The following is an 18,446-nucleotide window of genomic DNA, read 5'->3' as shown; positions in this document are numbered from 1 at the left end:
GCCCGGTTACATTCCGAACCCGGAAGCTAAGCCTTTCAGCGCCGATGGTACTGCAGGGGGGACCCTGTGGGAGAGTAGGACGCCGCCGAACAATCTTTGAGCTCCGGCTCCTGAACCCTCTGGTTCAGGAGCCGGAGCTTTTTTGTTCTGATTATCGGGTGGGAGGCGTAACGTGTCGTTCACCTCGCGTCGCCAGGATCCGCGTCATGGGGACAGTAGGAACGCTCAAGTCCGCCGGTGTGCGTGCAGGTGACGAGGTCGTGGTGCCGGCTTACGGCAACGCCGAAGTGGCGCAGGCCGTGGTGCAGTTGGGTGCCGTGCCGGTGTTCGCGGATGTGGATGCCGACAGCTACTGCCTCGACCCGGCCGCGGTCGCGGATGTGGTGACGAGCAGGACGGCGGCGGTGGTGGCGATACACCGGTTCGGGCGCCGGGCCGACGCCGGGTGGATTCGTGAAATCGGGCAGCGGCACGGGCTGTTGGTGCTGGTCGAGGACGAGCCGGAGGCCCGGTCCGAGGGTGTGGAGCGGCGGCGCGCGCTGGCGACGTACCTGGACGGACGGCTCAACGGCGTCGGCACGCCGGCGCCTGCGGCGGGGCACACGTATGAGCAGTATGTGGTGCGGGTGCCGGGGAACGGACGGCCGGACCGGGATGCGTTTGCGCATGCGCTGCGGGCCAAGGGCGTTGCCTGCCGGGTTCCCGTACGCGCGCCGGTGTATCGGATGCCGGGGCTGCGGCGCGATGTGTTCCTGCCGCAGACCGAGCGCGCCGTCGATGAGACCTTGGCGCTGCCATTGGACGGGAATGTGTCGCGGCGGGAGTTGCAGAAGATGGTCAGCGCCTGCAATGCGCTGGGGGGATTGCTGCAGCCCGCCTTTTAGGCGCGCGGCTGCGTGGCGGTTCGGAGCACTGCGGAGATCGGGTAGTATTCTTTCTGTCGCTGCGCCCCAATAGCTCAGTCGGCAGAGCGTCTCCATGGTAAGGAGAAGGTCTACGGTTCGATTCCGTATTGGGGCTCCAGAGTAAAGGCCCCCGCCAACTGGCGGGGGCCTTTGTCGTATTCGCCTCCGGCGCGTGTGTCAGCTGTGCGGGGATGCGATATAGGCCAGGCCGTGGGCGCCGGAGATGTCGGTGCGGTCGACTTCCAGCGTGGTGACGGGGCGGAGGGTCTGGAGGTCGACGACGGTCACGGTGCTGGAGAGGTTTCCGGAGACATAGGCGAGGCGGGCGTCGGGGGAAGAGGTGATGGTGAGGGGGAATTGGCCGACCTCCACCTCGCCGACGAGCGCGAGGGTGTCGGGGGCGAAGACGGTGAGCACGCCGGGGAGCTGGGCGCCGAGCGGGCCGCCGGGGGCGGTGTCCGGGCGCAGTTCGCCGGCGAGGAGCATGCCCGTTGAGGTGGCGTGGACGGGCATGACCTGGCCCTTGGTGGGGAGGGTGCGGACGGTCTCGTGGGTGGCGGTGTCGATGACGTGGATGCTCGGGGGAGTGGTGGGCGGTGTGGCGAAGTCGGCCTTGGGGGTGGCGACGTAGAGATGGCGGCCGTCGGGGGCGAGGGTGAGACCCTCGCTGCCGGGGACCGGGATGCGGTCGGTCAGGACGCCGCGGTCGAGGTCGACGACGGAGACGAACGGGGCTTCCTTGTTGGTGGTGTAGCCGTGCCGTCCGTCGGGGGTGAGGGCGAACCAGTGCGGGCCGGGAGCCAGGGTGGAGATACGGCCCAGGCGGGCATGGGTGCGGGTGTCGATGATCAGCACGCCGCCGGGCTCGGTGTCGGTGGCCTCGACGCTCACGTACAGGCGGGCGCGTGCGCGGTCGAGGGCCAGGCCGTGCGGGGCGTGGTCGGGCGTGGTGTCGAGGGTGGCGACGATCGTGCGGGTGTCGACGTCGATGACGGTGATCTCGTGGGCGCGGCCCTCGTTGAGGTGGTAGAAGCCGGACCGGTAGGTGCTGGCGCAGTACAACAGGCGGTGGTCCGGGTCGAAGCAGAGTTCGTGCGGCTGTGGCGGCACCTCCAGGACGCCGAGACGCTCGTGGGTGGCGGCGTCGAAGAAGGTGACGGTGGGGCCGGTCTGGCTGACGACGGCGAGTTGGTCGCCGGGTGAGCCAGCGGTGGTGGGAGTCATGGTCCGTATCGTGGGCGGCTGTTGGGAATGACTCCAATGCACTGCGGGCAGGGCTGCCGTGCACCGTACGCAAGGGTGCTGGTGATCGCGGGGGAGCGGCCGGCGGGCTGTGAGGCGGACCACAGGACCGGACCGTATGGCCCGGAGGGACGGTCCGGGCGCAAGGCCCGCCCGGCGGCTGCTCCGTTCGGTCAGCCGGCCGGGATCCCGGGGACGCGCAGGGCGAGGATGGCCATGTCGTCGGAGGCCGGTTCGGCGGCGAAGCGTTCCACGGCGCGCAGGACGCGGGCGGCGACGGCGCCGGCCGTCAGGCCCGTACAGGTCGTCAGCACGTCGGTGAGGCCGTCGTCGCCGAGCATGCGGGTGCCCTCGCGGCGTTCGGTGACGCCGTCGGTGACGCACAGGAGGACGTCGCCGGGGTCGAGGGTGACGGTCTGTTCGTAGAGTTCGAGGTCGTCCATGACGCCGAGGAGGGGCTGGGGTTCGGCGGCCGGTTCGACCGTGCCGTCCTGGCGGAGGCGGAGCGGCAGGGGGTGGCCCGCGCAGACGACCTTGAGCAGTGCGCTGCCGTCGGGCTGGGGCCACAGCTCGCCGTAAAGGAGCGTCAGGAAGCGGCTGCGGGCGCCCTCGTCGAGGATGGCGGCATTGAGGCGCTCGAGGACGGCGGGGCCGCCGAAGCCCTCGCGGGCCAGGAGGCGGAGGGCGTGCCGGGCCAGGCCCGTGACGGCGGCGGCCTCGGGGCCCGTGCCGCAGACGTCGCCGATGGCGAAGCCGTACGCGCCGTCGCGGATGGGGAAGAGGTCGTAGAAGTCGCCGCCGACTTCGTTGCCCTCGCCGGCCGCGCGGTAGATGACCTCGGCCTCGACGCCGGGGATGTCGGGCAGTTCCGGGGGCAGCAGGCTGCGCTGGAGGGACTGGCTGATGGCCGTGCGCTCGGAGTAGAGGCGGGCGTTGTCCAGGGCGAGGGCGGCGCGGCGGGAGAGGTCCTCGGCGAGTTCGAGGATCTCCTGGCGGAAGTGTTCCTCGGTGGGCTTGCCGAGCGTGAGCATGCCGATGACGCGGTTGCGGGCCACCAGGGGCAGGACGACCGTCTCGCCGCCGACGGCGGAGGCGGTGGCGAGGGTGGCGCCGGGGCCGGTGGAGGGGCGGGCGGCGTTGCCCAGGCCCAGGCTGCGCATGGAGGTGCGCAGGGCCGCGTCGTGGGCGGCGTCGCCGGGGGCGGTCCAGACGCGGGCCCCCGGGGTGGGGACCGGCTCGGGCGGGTCGACCTTCATCAGGAGGGTCTTGAGTCCGTCGATGCGGTCCTCGTCCTCGTGCAGGACGTAGGACAGCTCGGGCTCGGAGGCCTGGTCGGCGACGGTGTAGACGGCGCACCAGGTGGCGAGGGTGGGGACGGTCATCTGGGCCATCAGGGCCAGGGTCTGGTCCCGGTCGAGGGTGCCGGCCAGCAGGTCGGAGGCCTCCACCAGGAAGGAGAGGGAGCCGCGGCGCAGCTTTTCCAGTTCGGTGAGGCGGGCGCGTTCGACGGCGAGGGCGATGCGGTCGGCGGCGAACTGGAGGCGGAGGGCCTCTTCGTTCGTATAGCGGCCGGGGCCCTCCGCCGCGACGCCGAGGGAGCCGGTGAGGCGGCCCTCGACCTTCAGGGGGACGGTGACGACGGAGCGCATGCCCGTACCGGAGAGGAGGGGTACGGCGCCGGGGACGGCGGTGAGGTCTTCGTGGACGGCGGGCATCCGGGCGGAGCCGTAGCGTCCGGATCCGGCCTCCACGGGGACGCGGGCGAAGCGCTGGCGGGCTGAGGGCAGGCCCGTGGAGGCGCGGACCTCCAGCTCGGTCTCGTCGTCGGTGGCCAGCAGGAGGTAGGCGGCGTCGCCGTCGAGCATGTCGCGGGCGCGTTCGACCGTGCGCTGGAGCAGGCCGTCGAGGTCATCGGGGGCCGGGGAGCCGATGAAGACCTCGAACGGGTCGGAGGGGCGGCCCTCGGACGGCGCGGTCTGCGATGCGGCGTCCGGGGCGGGGCTGCGCTGGGGGCTCTGCAGGATGGCGCGCTCATGATCGCGTACCAGGAGGCAGACCGTGGAGGCCTCGCCGTCGGCGTCGCGTACCCGCAGGTGGGAGGCGTAGACGGGGACGACGCGGCCGTCGGCGCCCCTTATGCCGTACGAGCCCTCCCAGCGCGAGAGCTCGAGGGCCTCGGCGATGCCGGTGCCGGTGCCGGGGGTGTGCGGCCAGGCGGCGAAGTCGGTGACCGGCTTGCCGATGACCTTTTCCTGGTCGTAGCCGAAGAGGTCCTGGGCGTCGTCGTTCCAGAAGCTGATGCAGCCGGTGCGGTCGATCTGGACGACGGCGACGCGGACGCGGGTGTCGGTGGCCGGGAGGGCGTCCACCGGGAGCGCGGGGCCGGCGGAGCGGGTGCCGGCCGGGCGCTCGGGGAGCTCCAGCTGGAACCAGACGTGCTTCTGGGCGGCGGTGTACTCCACGCCCCACCGGGCGGCCAGCGCGCCGCAGAGGAGCAGGCCGCGGCCGCCCTCGCGGTCGGGGTGGACCATGGCCTGGCGGGCGCCCCGGACCGGGATCTCCCGTTCGGGGTAGCGGTCGGCGACCGAGATCCGTACGCCGCCGTCCGTGCGCAGGCACAGCACATCGGCGGCGGTGCCGGCGTGCACCACGGCATTGGTGACCAGCTCGCTGGTGAGGACGACGGCGTCGTCGACGATGTCGGCGTAGCCCCAGCCCTGGAGGGTGTCCCTGACGAACGCACGGGCAGTGGCGACCGAGCGCCCGACCGGCTCGAATGTGGCGGCGGCCCGCGCGGTGATCACTGGTCTCCTCATACGTGTGTCGGTGATCTGCTCCCCCATGGTCGCGGCGCCCCTCCGAATACCTGTTGTGCTTGGCCACCGCCCGCGCCGGCCTGCCGGGCGGGTGGACAGCCGTATGCCAGGTTACTTACCTTCGCCGCGTCCGAGGATGCCGGTCACATGTGTTTCCGCCCTAATCGTGCCCCGGACGGTATGCGATGCTGCCGAACTGTTATGGCCTCGTTGGGCCATGGTGAAACACTGGGCAAGTACCAAGAGAAAGCCCGGGTAGAACGGTCGACCCTGCGGGAGGGACACGGTGGAGTCTGGCGCAGCGGCGCGGGGCGCAAGCACGCGCGCGAAAGGCGGACGATCCCGGAACAACGGGACGACCGAGGTGGACACGGCTGCCCTGAATCGGCTGTTGGTCGCTCTTGTCGCCATGCGGGACGGCAACTTCCGCAAGCGGCTCACGGTCAACGGCGAAGGCGTCATGTCGGAGATCGCGGCCGTTTTCAACGAGGTCGCGGACCGTAATCTGCATCTGACCGGCGAGCTGGCGCGGGTGCGCAGAGTGGTCGGCCGTGAGGGGAAGCTCACCGAGCGGCTGGAGGTCGGCGCGGCCGAGGGCTCCTGGGCGGCGGCCATCGATGCCTCGAACGCCCTGGTGGACGATCTCGTACGGCCGGTCTCCGAGGTGGGTCGGGTGCTGTCCGCGGTGTCCGAGGGCGACCTGGAACAGCGGATGGATCTGCGGTCGCGCAGCTCGGACAGCTCGTCGGAGCATCCGCTGCGGGGGGAGTTCCTCAAGGTCGGGCGCACCGTCAACGGGCTGGTCGACCAGCTGTCCGCGTTCACCGACGAGGTCACCCGGGTGGCCAGTGAGGTCGGTACGGAGGGCAAGCTCGGCGGGCAGGCGCGAGTGCGTGGAATGTCGGGTTCGTGGAAGGATCTCACGGAATCCGTCAACACGATGGCGTCCCGGCTCACCGCTCAGGTGCGTGACATTGCTCTCGTGACGACGGCGGTCGCCAAGGGTGATCTGTCGCGCAAGGTGACGGTGCATGTCGCCGGCGAGATGCTGGAGCTGAAGAACACCGTCAACACGATGGTGGACCAGCTCTCCTCGTTCGCCTCCGAGGTGACGCGGGTGGCCCGCGAGGTCGGTACGGAGGGCGAGCTCGGCGGCCAGGCGCAGGTGCCCGGTGTGGCCGGGGTGTGGAAGGACCTGACGGATTCGGTCAACCTCATGGCCGGCAACCTGACGGCCCAGGTGCGCGGTATCGCCCAGGTCACCACCGCCGTCGCGAACGGCGATCTGTCGCAGAAGGTCACGGTCAGTGCGCGCGGCGAGGTCGCGCAGCTCGCCGACACCATCAACACCATGACCGAGACGCTGCGGACCTTCGCGGACGAAGTGACCCGAGTGGCCAACGAGGTCGGGGCCGAGGGACAGCTCGGCGGGCAGGCGCAGGTGCCGGGCGCGGCGGGGACGTGGAAGGACCTCACCGACTCGGTGAACAACGCCTTCCGTAACCTCACCGGGCAGGTCCGGGACATCGCGCAGGTGACCACGGCGGTCGCCAATGGTGATCTGTCGCAGAAGGTCACCGTCGATGTGGCCGGTGAGATGCTGGAGTTGAAGAACACCGTCAACACGATGGTGGACCAGCTCTCGGCGTTCGGTTCCGAAGTGACCCGTGTGGCGCGGGAGATCGGCGTCGAGGGTGAGCTGGGCGGCCAGGCGGCGGTGCCGGGCGCGGCCGGTACGTGGAAGGACCTCACGGACTCCGTGAACACGGCCTTCCGTAACCTCACCGGCCAGGTGCGCAATATCGCGCAGGTGACGACGGCGGTCGCCAACGGTGATCTGTCGCAGAAGGTCACCGTCGACGTCTCCGGTGAGATGCTCCAGCTGAAGAACACCGTCAACACGATGGTGGACCAGCTGTCGTCCTTCGCCGACCAGGTCACCCGGATGGCCAGGGACGTGGGTACGGAGGGCCGGCTGGGCGGGCAGGCCCGGGTGGACGGCGTCAGCGGCACCTGGAAGGAACTGACCGACTCCGTCAACTTCATGGCGGGGAACCTGACCTCGCAGGTGCGGCAGATCGCCCAGGTGACGACGGCGGTCGCGCGCGGTGACCTGTCGCAGAAGATCGACGTCGACGCGCGCGGCGAGATCCTGGAGCTGAAGAGCACCATCAACACGATGGTCGACCAGCTCTCCGCGTTCGCCGAGCAGGTCACCCGGGTCGCCCGGGAGGTCGGCACGGACGGCCGGCTGGGCGGTCAGGCGCAGGTGCCGGGCGTCGCGGGAGTCTGGCGGGATCTGACCGATTCCGTGAACGGTATGGCCGGCAACCTGACGGCCCAGGTCCGTAACATCGCGCAGGTCGCGACGGCGGTCGCGCGCGGTGACCTGTCGCAGAAGATCGATGTGGATGCCCGGGGCGAGATCCTCGAGCTGAAGAACACCCTGAACACGATGGTCGACCAGCTGTCGTCCTTCGCGGAGCAGGTCACCCGGGTCGCCCGCGAGGTGGGTACCGAGGGCATCCTGGGCGGCCAGGCCGAGGTGCAGGGCGTCAGCGGTACGTGGAAGGACCTCACCCAGTCCGTCAACTTCATGGCGAACAACCTGACCTCGCAGGTGCGCAACATCGGCGAGGTGACCACGGCGGTCGCGCGCGGTGATCTGTCGAAGAAGATCACTGTCGATGCGAAGGGCGAGATCCTCGAACTCGTCACGACCGTGAACACCATGGTCGACCAGCTGTCGCTGTTCGCGGAGCAGGTGACGCGGGTCGCCCGTGAGGTCGGCACGGAAGGCCAACTGGGCGGCCAGGCAAGGGTTCCGGGTGTCACCGGCATCTGGAAGGACCTCAGCGACAACGTCAACCTGATGGCCAACAACCTGACCATCCAGGTGCGCAACATCTCCCAGGTCTCGGCGGCGGTTGCCAACGGCGATCTGACGAAGAAGGTGACGGTCGAGGCGCGCGGCGAGGTCGCGCAGCTGGCCGACACGGTCAACACGATGGTCACCACCCTGTCGTCGTTCGCCGACGAGGTCACCCGCGTGGCCCGCGAGGTGGGCACCGACGGCATCCTGGGCGGCCAGGCCCGCGTCCCCGGTGTCGCCGGTACGTGGAAGGACCTCACGGAGTCGGTGAACTCCATGGCCAACAACCTCACCGGCCAGGTCCGTAACATCGCGATGGTCACCACGGCAGTGGCCAAGGGTGATCTCACAAAGAAGATCGACGTGGACGCCCGGGGCGAGATCCTGGCGCTGAAGACCACCATCAACACCATGGTCGACCAGCTGTCGTCCTTCGCCGAGCAGGTCACCAGGGTGGCCCGCGAGGTGGGTACGGAAGGCCAGCTGGGCGGTCAGGCGCAGGTGCGGGGCGTGGCCGGCACCTGGAAGGACCTGACGGAGTCCGTCAACGAGATGGCCGGCAACCTGACCCGTCAGGTGCGGGCGATCGCCGCCGTCGCCGCGGCGGTGACCCTGGGCGACCACAACGTCCGCATCGACGTGGACGCGGCCGGCGAGATCCTGGAGCTCCAGGACAACGTCAACACCATGATCTCCACGCTCCGCGAGACCACCCTCGCCAACGAGGAACAGGACTGGCTCAAGGGCAATCTGGCCCGGATCTCCGGTCTGATGCAGGGGCGGCGGGATCTCAAGGACGTCGCCACGCTGATCATGAGCGAGCTGTCGCCCGCGGTCTCCGCACAGCACGGGGCGTTCTTCCTCGCGGCCCAGCCCGAGACTCAGGAGATCGGTGCGGACGGCGGCGAGCCGGGCGCGTACGAGCTGCGGCTGATGGGCTCGTACGGCTACTCCATGGGCGGTATGCCCACCACCTTCAAGCCCGGTGAGACGCTGATCGGCACGGCGGCGGAGGAGGGGCGCACCATCCTGGTGGAGAACGTCCCCTCCGGTTACCTCAAGATCGCGTCCGGGCTGGGCGAGGCGCCGCCGGCGAATGTGATCGTGCTGCCGGTGCTGTTCGAGGACAAGGTGCTCGGGGTGATCGAGCTGGCGTCGTTCCAGCCGTTCACCCAGATCCAGAAGGACTTCCTCAGCCAGATCGCCGAGATGATCGCGACCAGCGTCAACACCATCTCGGTCAACACCAAGACCGAGGTGCTGCTCAAGCAGTCGCAGGAGCTGACCGAGCAGCTGCGGGAGCGCTCGGCGGAGCTGGAGAGCCGGCAGAAGGCGCTGGAGCTGTCGAACTCCGAGCTGGAGGAGAAGGCCGAGCAGCTGCGCGCGCAGAACCGCGACATCGAGGTGAAGAACACCGAGATCGAGGAGGCGCGGCAGGTCCTGGAGGAGCGCGCCGAGCAGCTCGCGGTCTCCATGCGCTACAAGTCGGAGTTCCTGGCGAACATGTCGCACGAGCTGCGCACACCGCTGAACTCCCTGCTGATTCTGGCCAAGTTGCTGGCCGACAACGCCGAGGGGAACCTCTCCCCGAAGCAGGTCGAATTCGCCGAAACGATCCATGGCGCCGGATCCGATCTGCTGCAGCTGATCAACGACATCCTCGATCTGTCGAAGGTCGAGGCGGGCAAGATGGACGTCAGTCCGACGCGGATCGCGCTGGTCCAGCTCGTCGACTATGTCGAGGCGACATTCCGGCCGCTGACCGCGGAGAAGGGACTCGACTTCTCCGTACGGGTCTCCCCGGAGCTGCCGGCCACGCTGCACACCGACGAACAGCGGCTGCTGCAGGTGCTGCGGAATCTGCTGTCCAACGCGGTGAAGTTCACCGACACCGGAGCCGTCGAGCTGGTGATCCGGCCGGCCGGTGCGGACGTGCCGGTGGCGATCCGCGAGCAGCTGCTGGAGCACGGGTCGCTGCGGGATCCGGACGCCGACATGATCGCGTTCTCGGTGACCGACACCGGTATCGGCATCGCGTCCAGCAAGATGCGGGTGATCTTCGAGGCGTTCAAGCAGGCGGACGGCACGACCAGCCGCAAGTACGGCGGTACCGGCCTGGGCCTGTCCATCAGCCGGGAGATCGCCCGGCTGCTGGGCGGCGAGATCCACGCCCAGAGCGAGCCCAACCGGGGCTCCACCTTCACGCTCTACCTTCCGCACAACCCGGGCGGGCTGCCGCCGCAGGGCTACCCGCAGCTGGTGGCCGGCGGGCTGGCGATGGACGCGGAGGCGCGCGAGGTGGAGGTCGGGCGGCAGCCCGAGCCCGAGACGCTGCCGGAGGAGGGGATGGCCTCCAGCCTCAACCGGCGCCGTCGGCGCGGGATTTCGGGCGGTGCACGGCGGTTCGCGCTGCCGGGCGGCCAGCCCGTGTCCACCCCGCCGCAGCAGACGCCCCGCCAGCCGGCGGAGCCGACCACGCAGCAGCCCGCCGAGGAGCCCTGGATCGGCAACGGCCAGGATCTGGTGGAGCCGGGCTTCGGGGGCGGCTTCCACGGCGAGAAGGTGCTGATCGTCGACGACGACATCCGTAACGTCTTCGCGCTCACCAGCGTCCTGGAGCAGAACGGCCTGTCGGTGCTGTACGCCGAGAACGGCCGGGAGGGCATCGAGGTGCTGGAGCAGCACGACGATATCGTCCTGGTGCTGATGGACATCATGATGCCGGAGATGGACGGCTATGCGACGACCTCCGCGATCCGGCGGATGCCGCAGTTCGCCGGGCTGCCGATCATCGCGCTGACCGCGAAGGCGATGAAGGGCGACCGGGAGAAGAGCATCGACTCCGGAGCCTCCGACTATGTGACCAAGCCGGTGGATACCGATCATCTGTTGTCGGTCATGGAGCAATGGATGCGCGCGAGGTGACGGTGCATCCAGTATGGAGCCGAAAGAGGATCATCGCGTGCTGACTCACTGTTGCCGCGGACGTGTGGAAGCGCGGTATTCGGGGAACCTTCTGGTCTCTCGCTGCGTTTCTGCTACGTGCACAGTGACATCGCGGTGACAGGGTGTGGCGATAGGCGGGGTGCAGCTACCATGACCGGCACAAGAACGGGCGACGTGACGGAGTCGTCCCCTGGGGCGGCGTCCGGTTCCATGCCGGGGCGAGGAGGACGGGCCATGGTGCAGAAGGCCAAGATCCTCCTGGTCGATGACCGGCCGGAGAATCTGCTGGCGCTGGAGGCGATCCTCTCCGCGCTCGATCAGACACTGGTGCGGGCATCGTCCGGGGAGGAAGCGCTCAAAGCACTGCTCACGGACGACTTCGCGGTGATTCTGCTCGATGTGCAGATGCCGGGAATGGATGGATTCGAGACCGCCGCGCACATCAAGCGGCGCGAGCGCACCCGCGACATCCCGATCATCTTCCTGACGGCCATCAACCACGGCCCGCACCACACCTTCCGCGGCTATGCGGCCGGCGCGGTGGACTACATCTCCAAGCCGTTCGATCCCTGGGTGCTGCGCGCCAAGGTCTCGGTGTTCGTCGAGCTGTACATGAAGAACTGCCAACTGCGTGAGCAGGCCTCGCTGCTGAGGCTGCAGCTGGAAGGCGGGCGGCCGAGCTCGGAGGCGAGGGAGTCCGCCGGGCTGCTCGCCGAGCTCTCGGCGCGGCTGGCGGCGGTCGAGGAGCAGGCGGAGGCGCTGTCCAAGCAGCTGGACGAGACCGCGGAGGCCGCCGCGGTCGCCACGGCCGCGCATCTGGAGCGCAAGCTGACCGGTCTGCGCCGGGCGCTGGACGCGCTGGAACCGGGGTCGGGCGGCGCCGGGGCCTGAGCGGCGTCCGCCGGCGGGCGGCTGACGGGCTCTCATGAGGCGGTCGCGCGACACGAATGGGTGAAGCGGCGCGCGCTCGTGACACGCCTGCCGACGCCTGTAATCTCGTCGCCATGGCCTCACGTACGTCCGGCAAGGGAACCCAGAGCAAGGCGGGACCCTCCAAGCAGCGCGCCGGACAGTCGTCGGGCGCCGCGAAGAAGACCGCCGCGAAGAAGCCGTCCGCGAGAAAACCGTCCGCCGGCAAGCCGCCGGTGAAGAAGGCCGCGGCCGCGAAGAAGGCACCGGCGAAGAAGGCGCCCGCCAAGAGGACGGCGGCTGCCAAGCCGGCGCCCTCGCCGACGGGCGGCGTCTACCGCCTCGCGCGCGCCTGCTGGCTCGGGGCGGCGCACGGCATCGGCGCGGTGTTCCGCCACTTCGGCCGGGGCGCGAAGAACCTCGACCCGGCGCACCGCAAGGACGGTCTGGCGCTGCTGCTGCTCGGCCTGGCGCTGGTGATCGCGGCCGGCACCTGGTCCAGCCTCAGCGGCCCGGTGGGCGATCTCGTCGAGCTGCTGGTCACCGGCGCCTTCGGCCGTCTCGATCTGGTCGTGCCGATACTGCTCGGGGTCATCGCCCTGCGGCTGATGCGCCATCCCGAGCAGCCCGAGGCCAACGGCCGGATCGTCATCGGGCTGTCCGCCCTGGTGGTCGGCGTCCTGGGGCAGGTCGCCATGGCGTGCGGTTCGCCGGGCCGGAACGACGGACTCGCGGCGATACAGGACGGCGGCGGCTATGTGGGCTGGGCGGCGTCCAAGCCGCTGATCTTCACCGTCGGGCAGACCCTGGCGGTGGCGCTGCTGGCGCTGCTGACCGTCTTCGGACTGCTCGTGGTCACCGCGACGCCCGTCAACGCCGTTCCGCAGCGGCTGCGCGCGGCGGGCGTCCGGCTGGGGGTGCTCCGGCCCGCGGAGGAGGAGTTCGACGAGGAGTACGCGCAGGAGTGGCGCGAGCAGCCCGCCCGGCGGGCCCGCCGCGGCGTCGCCGAAGATCCGGATGCGTACGAGGAAGAGGCGCTGGCCAAGCGCCGCCGCCCGCGCCGGGCGTCCGTGCAGTCCGGTGCGGACCGGCCCATGGACGCGGTGGACGTCGCCGCCGCGGCCGCCGCCGCGCTGGACGGTGCGGTGCTGCACGGCGTCCAGCCCTCGCCGCTGGTCGCCGGGCTCAGCAGCGGCATCTCCGGGGAGGGCGGAGACTACGAGGACACCGAGGACACCAAGGGGGAGAGCGGCGCGGTGCCGCCGGCCCGGGAGGCCGAGCCGCCCGCGGACGGGCCCGTCGTGGCCGTACCGGACTTCACCAAGCCCGCGCCCGAGCCGTCCGGCGATCTGCCGCCGCGCGCCGAGCAGCTCCAGCTCTCCGGCGACATCACCTACTCCCTGCCCTCCCTCGACCTGCTGTCACGCGGCGGCCCCGGCAAGACCCGCAGCGCCGCCAACGACGCGATAGTGGCCTCGCTGACCAATGTCTTCCAGGAGTTCAAGGTCGATGCCGCGGTCACCGGCTTCACCCGGGGCCCGACGGTCACGCGGTACGAGGTCGAGCTCGGCCCGGCCGTCAAGGTCGAGAAGATCACCGCGCTGGCCAAGAACATCGCCTACGCCGTGGCCAGCCCCGACGTGCGCATCATCAGCCCGATCCCGGGCAAGTCCGCGGTCGGCATCGAGATCCCCAACACCGACCGCGAGATGGTCAACCTCGGCGATGTGCTGCGGCTGGCGGATGCCGCGGGCGACGATCACCCGATGCTGGTGGCGCTCGGCAAGGACGTCGAAGGCGGCTATGTCATGGCGAACATGACGAAGATGCCGCACGTCCTGGTGGCGGGCGCGACCGGCTCCGGAAAGTCGTCCTGCATCAACTGCCTGATCACCTCGGTCATGCTGCGCGCCACCCCGGAGGACGTGCGGATGGTGCTGGTCGACCCCAAGCGGGTCGAGCTGACCGCGTACGAGGGCATTCCGCACCTGATCACGCCGATCATCACCAACCCCAAGCGCGCCGCCGAGGCGCTGCAGTGGGTGGTGCGCGAGATGGACCTGCGCTACGACGACCTCGCGGCGTACGGCTTCCGGCACATCGACGACTTCAACGAGGCGGTCCGCGAGGGCCGGGTCAGCCCGCCCGAGGGCAGCGGACGGGAGCTGGCGCCGTACCCGTATCTGCTGGTCATCGTGGACGAGCTGGCGGACCTGATGATGGTCGCGCCGCGCGATGTGGAGGACTCGATCGTCCGCATCACCCAGCTGGCCCGCGCGGCCGGCATCCATCTGGTGCTGGCCACCCAGCGCCCGTCCGTCGACGTCGTGACGGGTCTGATCAAGGCCAATGTGCCGTCCCGGCTCGCGTTCGCCACCTCCTCGCTCGCCGACAGCCGGGTCATCCTCGACCAGCCGGGCGCCGAGAAGCTGATCGGCAAGGGCGACGGGCTGTTCCTGCCGATGGGCGCGAACAAGCCGGTCCGGATGCAGGGCGCCTTTGTCACCGAGGCCGAGGTCGCGGCCGTCGTGCAGCACTGCAAGGATCAGATGGCGCCGGTCTTCCGCGACGACGTCACCGTGGGCGGCAAGCAGAAGAAGGAGATCGACGAGGACATCGGCGACGACCTCGACCTGCTGTGCCAGGCCGCCGAGCTGGTGGTTTCCACCCAGTTCGGGTCGACGTCGATGCTCCAGCGCAAGCTGCGGGTGGGCTTCGCCAAGGCCGGACGGCTGATGGATCTGATGGAATCGCGCAACATCGTCGGGCCCAGTGAGGGTTCCAAGGCGCGGGATGTCATGGTGAAGCCGGATGAATTGGACGGAGTGCTCTCGGTCATTCGGGGGGAAGCTACCCAGTAGCACACCCGTCCGGGTCACTCGTACGTGAGAGAAAGCAACCGTTTCTCCTGCTGATACGTCAAGTTGAGGGAGGTGCGGGATGATGGCTCATCACCGCGCCCGCCGGCCGCATCCATGCCGGTCCGGGGGCGTTCTGATGGCGTACAAACTCCGCTCTCCCGCTTGCCCGACCCTTTCGCTCCACCCCTAGACTGAACCTCCAGCAGGTGGCTACACGCTCGAAAGGCGCCCCCGTGTCCATCGGCAACTCCCCCGAAGACGACCGGCCTTCCGTCGGTGAAGACGACCGGCCTTCCGTCGGTCGAGCCCTCCAGCAGGCCCGTAGCGAAGCAGGACTGACCGTGGAAGCGGTCAGTGCGGCCACACGGGTGCGCGTCCCGATCGTGCAGGCGATCGAACAGGACGATTTCTCGCGTTGCGGCGGCGACGTCTACGCGCGGGGGCATATCCGGACGCTCGCCCGCGCCGTGGACCTCGACCCCGGCCCGCTGATCGAGCAGTTCGACGCCGCGCACGGCGGGCGTCCCGAGCCGACCGTCCCCACGCCGCTCTTCGAGTCCGAGCGGATCCGTCCCGAGCCGCGCCGCCCGAACTGGACCGCCGCGATGGTCGCGGCGATCGTCGCCGTCATCGGATTCGTCGGCTTCACGCTGTTCAGCGGCGGCGGCAAGGGCGGCGACGGACCGGTCTCGGCGGGCGGGACGGCAAATGCTGAAAAGAAGCCCGCGCCGGCGCCGAACACCACCAGGCCGACGGCCAGGCCCACCGCTCCCGACCCCGCGCCCTCCGACAGCGCGATCGCCGGGCTGCCCAAGGACAAGGTCACGATCAAGGTGACCGCGCGTGACGGACAGAGCTGGGTGTCGGCCAAGGACGCCAACGGCAGGCTCCTCCAGGACGGCCTGCTCAAGAAGGGCCAGTCCAAGACCTTCACCGACAAGAAGCGGATCGATCTTGTCCTGGGCAATGCCGGGGCCGTACAGCTGTACGTCAACGGCAAGGAGGTCAAGCACGTCGGCGACGAGGGTTCCGTGGAGCGGCTGAGCTACACCCCGGGGGACCCCCAGGCGGGCTGAGCGCGGCCCGGCGCCGGTCCCGGGCGTCCGGGGCCGCCCCAGGGAAGCGGCGGGGAAGCATCGGGGAGGCATCGGGGCAGACCTGCACGCCATGACTGTCGGCGGGACGAAGTAGGCTGAGCCCCATGCCCGAACGCCGTACCGTCGCCCTTGTCACTCTTGGCTGCGCCCGTAACGAGGTGGACTCGGAGGAGCTCGCAGGCCGCTTGGCAGCGGACGGCTGGGAGCTCGTCGAGGAAGCCGCCGACGCGGATGTCGCCGTCGTCAACACCTGTGGATTCGTCGAGGCCGCCAAGAAGGACTCCGTCGACGCCCTGCTGGAAGCCAATGATCTCAAGGATCATGGCCGCACCCAGGCCGTCGTCGCCGTCGGCTGCATGGCCGAGCGCTACGGCAAGGAGCTCGCCGAGGCGCTGCCCGAGGCCGACGGCGTGCTCGGCTTCGACGACTACGCCGATATCTCCGGCCGTCTGCAGACCATCCTCAGCGGCGGGAACATCGAGGCCCACGCCCCCCGCGACCGCCGCAAGCTGCTGCCGATCAGCCCGGCCGAGCGCCAGGATGCCGGGGTCGCGCTGCCCGGCCACGCCCAGGACGCCCCCCAGGACACCGCGCCCGAGGACCTGCCGGAGGGCCTCGCGCCCGCCTCCGGGCCGCGTGCGCCGCTGCGCCGCAGACTCGGCAGCAGCCCGGTGGCCTCGGTGAAGCTGGCCTCCGGCTGCGACCGGCGCTGCTCGTTCTGCGCGATCCCGTCCTTCCGCGGTTCGTTCATCTCCCGCCGGCCCTCGGACGTGCTCGGCGAGACCCGCTGGCTGGCCGAGCAGGGCGTCAAGGAGATCATGCTGGTCTCCGAGAACAACACCTCCTACGGCAAGGACCTCGGCGACATCCGCCTGCTGGAGACGCTGCTGCCGGAGCTGGCGGCGGTCGACGGCATCGAGCGGATCCGGGTCAGCTATCTGCAGCCCGCCGAGATGCGCCCCGGGCTGATCGACGTCCTGACCGGTACGGACAAGGTCGCGCCCTACTTCGATCTGTCCTTCCAGCACTCGGCGCCCGGCGTGCTGCGCGCGATGCGGCGCTTCGGCGACACCGACCGGTTCCTCGGCCTGCTGGAGCAGATCCGTACGAAGGCGCCCGAGGCCGGTGCCCGCTCCAACTTCATCGTCGGCTTCCCGGGCGAGACCGAGAGTGATCTCGCCGAGCTGGAGCGCTTCATCACCGAGGCGCGCCTGGACGCCGTCGGCGTCTTCGGCTACTCCGACGAGGACGGTACGGAAGCCGCCACGTACGACAACAAGGTCGATCCCGAGGTGGTCGCCGAGCGGCTGGCGAAGGTGTCCTGGCTCGCCGAGGAGCTGACCTCGCAGCGCGCGGAGGAGCGGGTCGGCGAGACCGTGCGGGTGCTGGTGGACCGGATCGACGAGGAGGACGGCGTCGTCGGGCGGGCCGCGCACCAGGCGCCGGAGACCGACGGTGTCACGATCCTCACGAACGGCCGGGACCTGGCTCCCGGACGTATGGTCGAAGCAAAGGTCGTTGCGAGCGAGGGCGTCGATCTCGTGGCCGAGGTGCTGTCGGTGGACGACACCGCGTGTACCGAGGAGGCGGGCAGATGAGCGGAGTCCCGGCTTCCGCCGCCGGTGGGCCGCGCACGGCGCCGGCCGTCCGGCAGGCCGGGCTGTGGAACATCGCCAACGTCCTGACGATGATGCGGCTGCTGCTGGTCCCGGCCTTCGTGCTGCTGCTGATGCACGACGGCGGGACGGACAAGGCCTGGCGCTCCTTCGCCTGGGCCGCCTTCGCCATCGCCATGATCACCGATGTATTCGACGGGCATCTCGCGCGGACGTACAACCTGGTCACCGACTTCGGCAAGATCGCCGACCCGATCGCGGACAAGGCGATCATGGGCTCGGCGCTGATCTGCCTGTCGGTCCTGGGGGATCTGCCCTGGTGGGTGACGGGCGTGATCCTCTTCCGGGAGCTCGGCATCACGCTGATGCGGTTCTGGGTGATCAAGCATGGAGTGATTCCGGCCAGTCGTGGCGGCAAGATCAAGACATTGGCGCAGGGCACCGCGGTCGGGATGTACGTCCTGGTGCTGACCGGGCCGCTGGCCACTTTCCGCTGGTGGGTGATGGCGGTAGCCGTCGTGCTGACGGTCGCCACCGGACTCGACTACGTCCGTCAGGCCGTCGTCCTGCGCCGGGCGGGGCTGGCCGCGGAGCGCGCCGAGCGCGCCGCCCGGACGGACCGGGAAGCCGCGCGGTGACCGGGCCGGGTTCTGCGGCGGCCGGAGCGCTCGAGGCGCTCGCGGAGCGCGGGCAGAGCCTGGCGGTGGCCGAATCGCTGACCGGCGGCCTGGTGGCCGGCGAGCTGACCGCCGTTCCCGGGGCGTCGCGGGTGGTACGGGGCTCGGTGACGGCGTATGCGACCGGGATCAAACGGGATGTACTGGGCGTGGACGGCGCGCTGCTGGCCGCGCGCGGCGCGGTAGACGCCGAGGTCGCCCGGCAGATGGCGAGCGGTGTCCGGCGGGTCCTCGGCGCCGACTGGGGCGTCGCGACCACCGGTGTGGCCGGGCCCGAGCCCCAGGACGGGCAGCCCGTGGGCACCGTTTTCGTGGCGGTCGAAGGGCCGGACGGCACCGGCGAGGTGCGCCGGCTCGCACTGGACGGGGACCGCGACCGGATTCGCAGGAACACCGTCCAGGCCGCGCTCGCACTCTTGTTGAGCGAACTGACACAAAAATTTGCGGCACAGGATACGGAACAACACGGGGGGAATGGATGTTTGCAGCCCTGAGTGAACACGAA

10 protein-coding genes, 1 tRNA gene and 1 rRNA gene are annotated in these 18,446 nt (G+C 70.0%); 10 read left to right on the top strand and 2 right to left on the bottom strand.

Features of this window, described 5'->3' with window-relative positions:
• From rrf to ADL29_RS15830, 3 genes are all read left to right on the top strand, one after another.
• Nucleotides 1-91, top strand: a 5S ribosomal RNA gene (rrf, locus tag ADL29_RS15840); the annotation flags it as partial.
• 115 nt (nucleotides 92-206) lie between these two features.
• A complete protein-coding gene (locus ADL29_RS15835; protein ID WP_053924286.1) occupies nucleotides 207-884 on the top strand; it encodes a DegT/DnrJ/EryC1/StrS family aminotransferase in 678 nt (225 codons plus the stop codon).
• 63 nt (nucleotides 885-947) lie between these two features.
• Nucleotides 948-1,023: transfer RNA gene (locus ADL29_RS15830), tRNA-Thr, on the top strand.
• Nucleotides 1,024-1,082: 59 nt separating this feature from the next.
• On the opposite strand, the gene ADL29_RS15825 is transcribed toward ADL29_RS15830, so the two are convergent.
• Nucleotides 1,083-2,129: a YncE family protein gene (locus ADL29_RS15825; protein WP_053924285.1), complete on the bottom strand. Its 1,047-nt coding sequence runs from the start codon at nucleotides 2,127-2,129 to the stop codon at nucleotides 1,083-1,085.
• A gap of 191 nt (nucleotides 2,130-2,320) precedes the next feature.
• The gene (locus ADL29_RS15820; RefSeq protein ID WP_107094987.1) at nucleotides 2,321-4,951 is read right to left on the bottom strand and encodes a SpoIIE family protein phosphatase; all 2,631 of its coding nucleotides are present in this window, start codon (nucleotides 4,949-4,951) and stop codon (nucleotides 2,321-2,323) included.
• A gap of 298 nt (nucleotides 4,952-5,249) precedes the next feature.
• On the opposite strand from ADL29_RS15820, the gene ADL29_RS15815 reads away from it, so the two are divergent.
• From ADL29_RS15815 to ADL29_RS15785, 7 genes are all read left to right on the top strand, one after another.
• A complete protein-coding gene (locus ADL29_RS15815) occupies nucleotides 5,250-10,760 on the top strand; it encodes a HAMP domain-containing protein (RefSeq protein ID WP_078971030.1) in 5,511 nt (1,836 codons plus the stop codon).
• A gap of 255 nt (nucleotides 10,761-11,015) precedes the next feature.
• Entirely contained in the window at nucleotides 11,016-11,672 is a 657-nt protein-coding gene (locus ADL29_RS15810; protein WP_046925694.1) for a response regulator, read from the top strand.
• 113 nt (nucleotides 11,673-11,785) lie between these two features.
• On the top strand, nucleotides 11,786-14,551 hold the full coding sequence (locus ADL29_RS15805; protein WP_211274327.1) for a DNA translocase FtsK: 2,766 nt from the start codon (nucleotides 11,786-11,788) through the stop codon (nucleotides 14,549-14,551).
• A 233-nt stretch (nucleotides 14,552-14,784) separates the two neighbouring features.
• On the top strand, nucleotides 14,785-15,627 hold the full coding sequence (locus ADL29_RS15800; RefSeq protein ID WP_053924282.1) for a helix-turn-helix domain-containing protein: 843 nt from the start codon (nucleotides 14,785-14,787) through the stop codon (nucleotides 15,625-15,627).
• 125 nt (nucleotides 15,628-15,752) lie between these two features.
• The gene (rimO, locus tag ADL29_RS15795) at nucleotides 15,753-17,246 is read left to right on the top strand and encodes a 30S ribosomal protein S12 methylthiotransferase RimO (RefSeq protein WP_053924281.1); all 1,494 of its coding nucleotides are present in this window, start codon (nucleotides 15,753-15,755) and stop codon (nucleotides 17,244-17,246) included.
• Complete coding sequence (gene pgsA, locus ADL29_RS15790) at nucleotides 17,243-17,902, top strand: CDP-diacylglycerol--glycerol-3-phosphate 3-phosphatidyltransferase (RefSeq protein ID WP_046925690.1); 660 nt, start codon at nucleotides 17,243-17,245, stop codon at nucleotides 17,900-17,902. The genes rimO and pgsA overlap by 4 nt, the downstream gene beginning before the upstream one ends.
• Complete coding sequence (locus ADL29_RS15785; protein WP_046925689.1) at nucleotides 17,899-18,435, top strand: CinA family protein; 537 nt, start codon at nucleotides 17,899-17,901, stop codon at nucleotides 18,433-18,435. The genes pgsA and ADL29_RS15785 overlap by 4 nt, the downstream gene beginning before the upstream one ends.
• The last annotated feature ends 11 nt before the right edge of the window (nucleotides 18,436-18,446 follow it).

Source organism: Streptomyces chattanoogensis (assembly GCF_001294335.1).
Taxonomy (GTDB): Bacteria; Actinomycetota; Actinomycetes; order Streptomycetales; family Streptomycetaceae; genus Streptomyces; species Streptomyces chattanoogensis.
The sequence above is the reverse complement of the archived record's forward strand: the minus strand, read 5'-3'. Positions and strand labels throughout refer to the sequence as shown.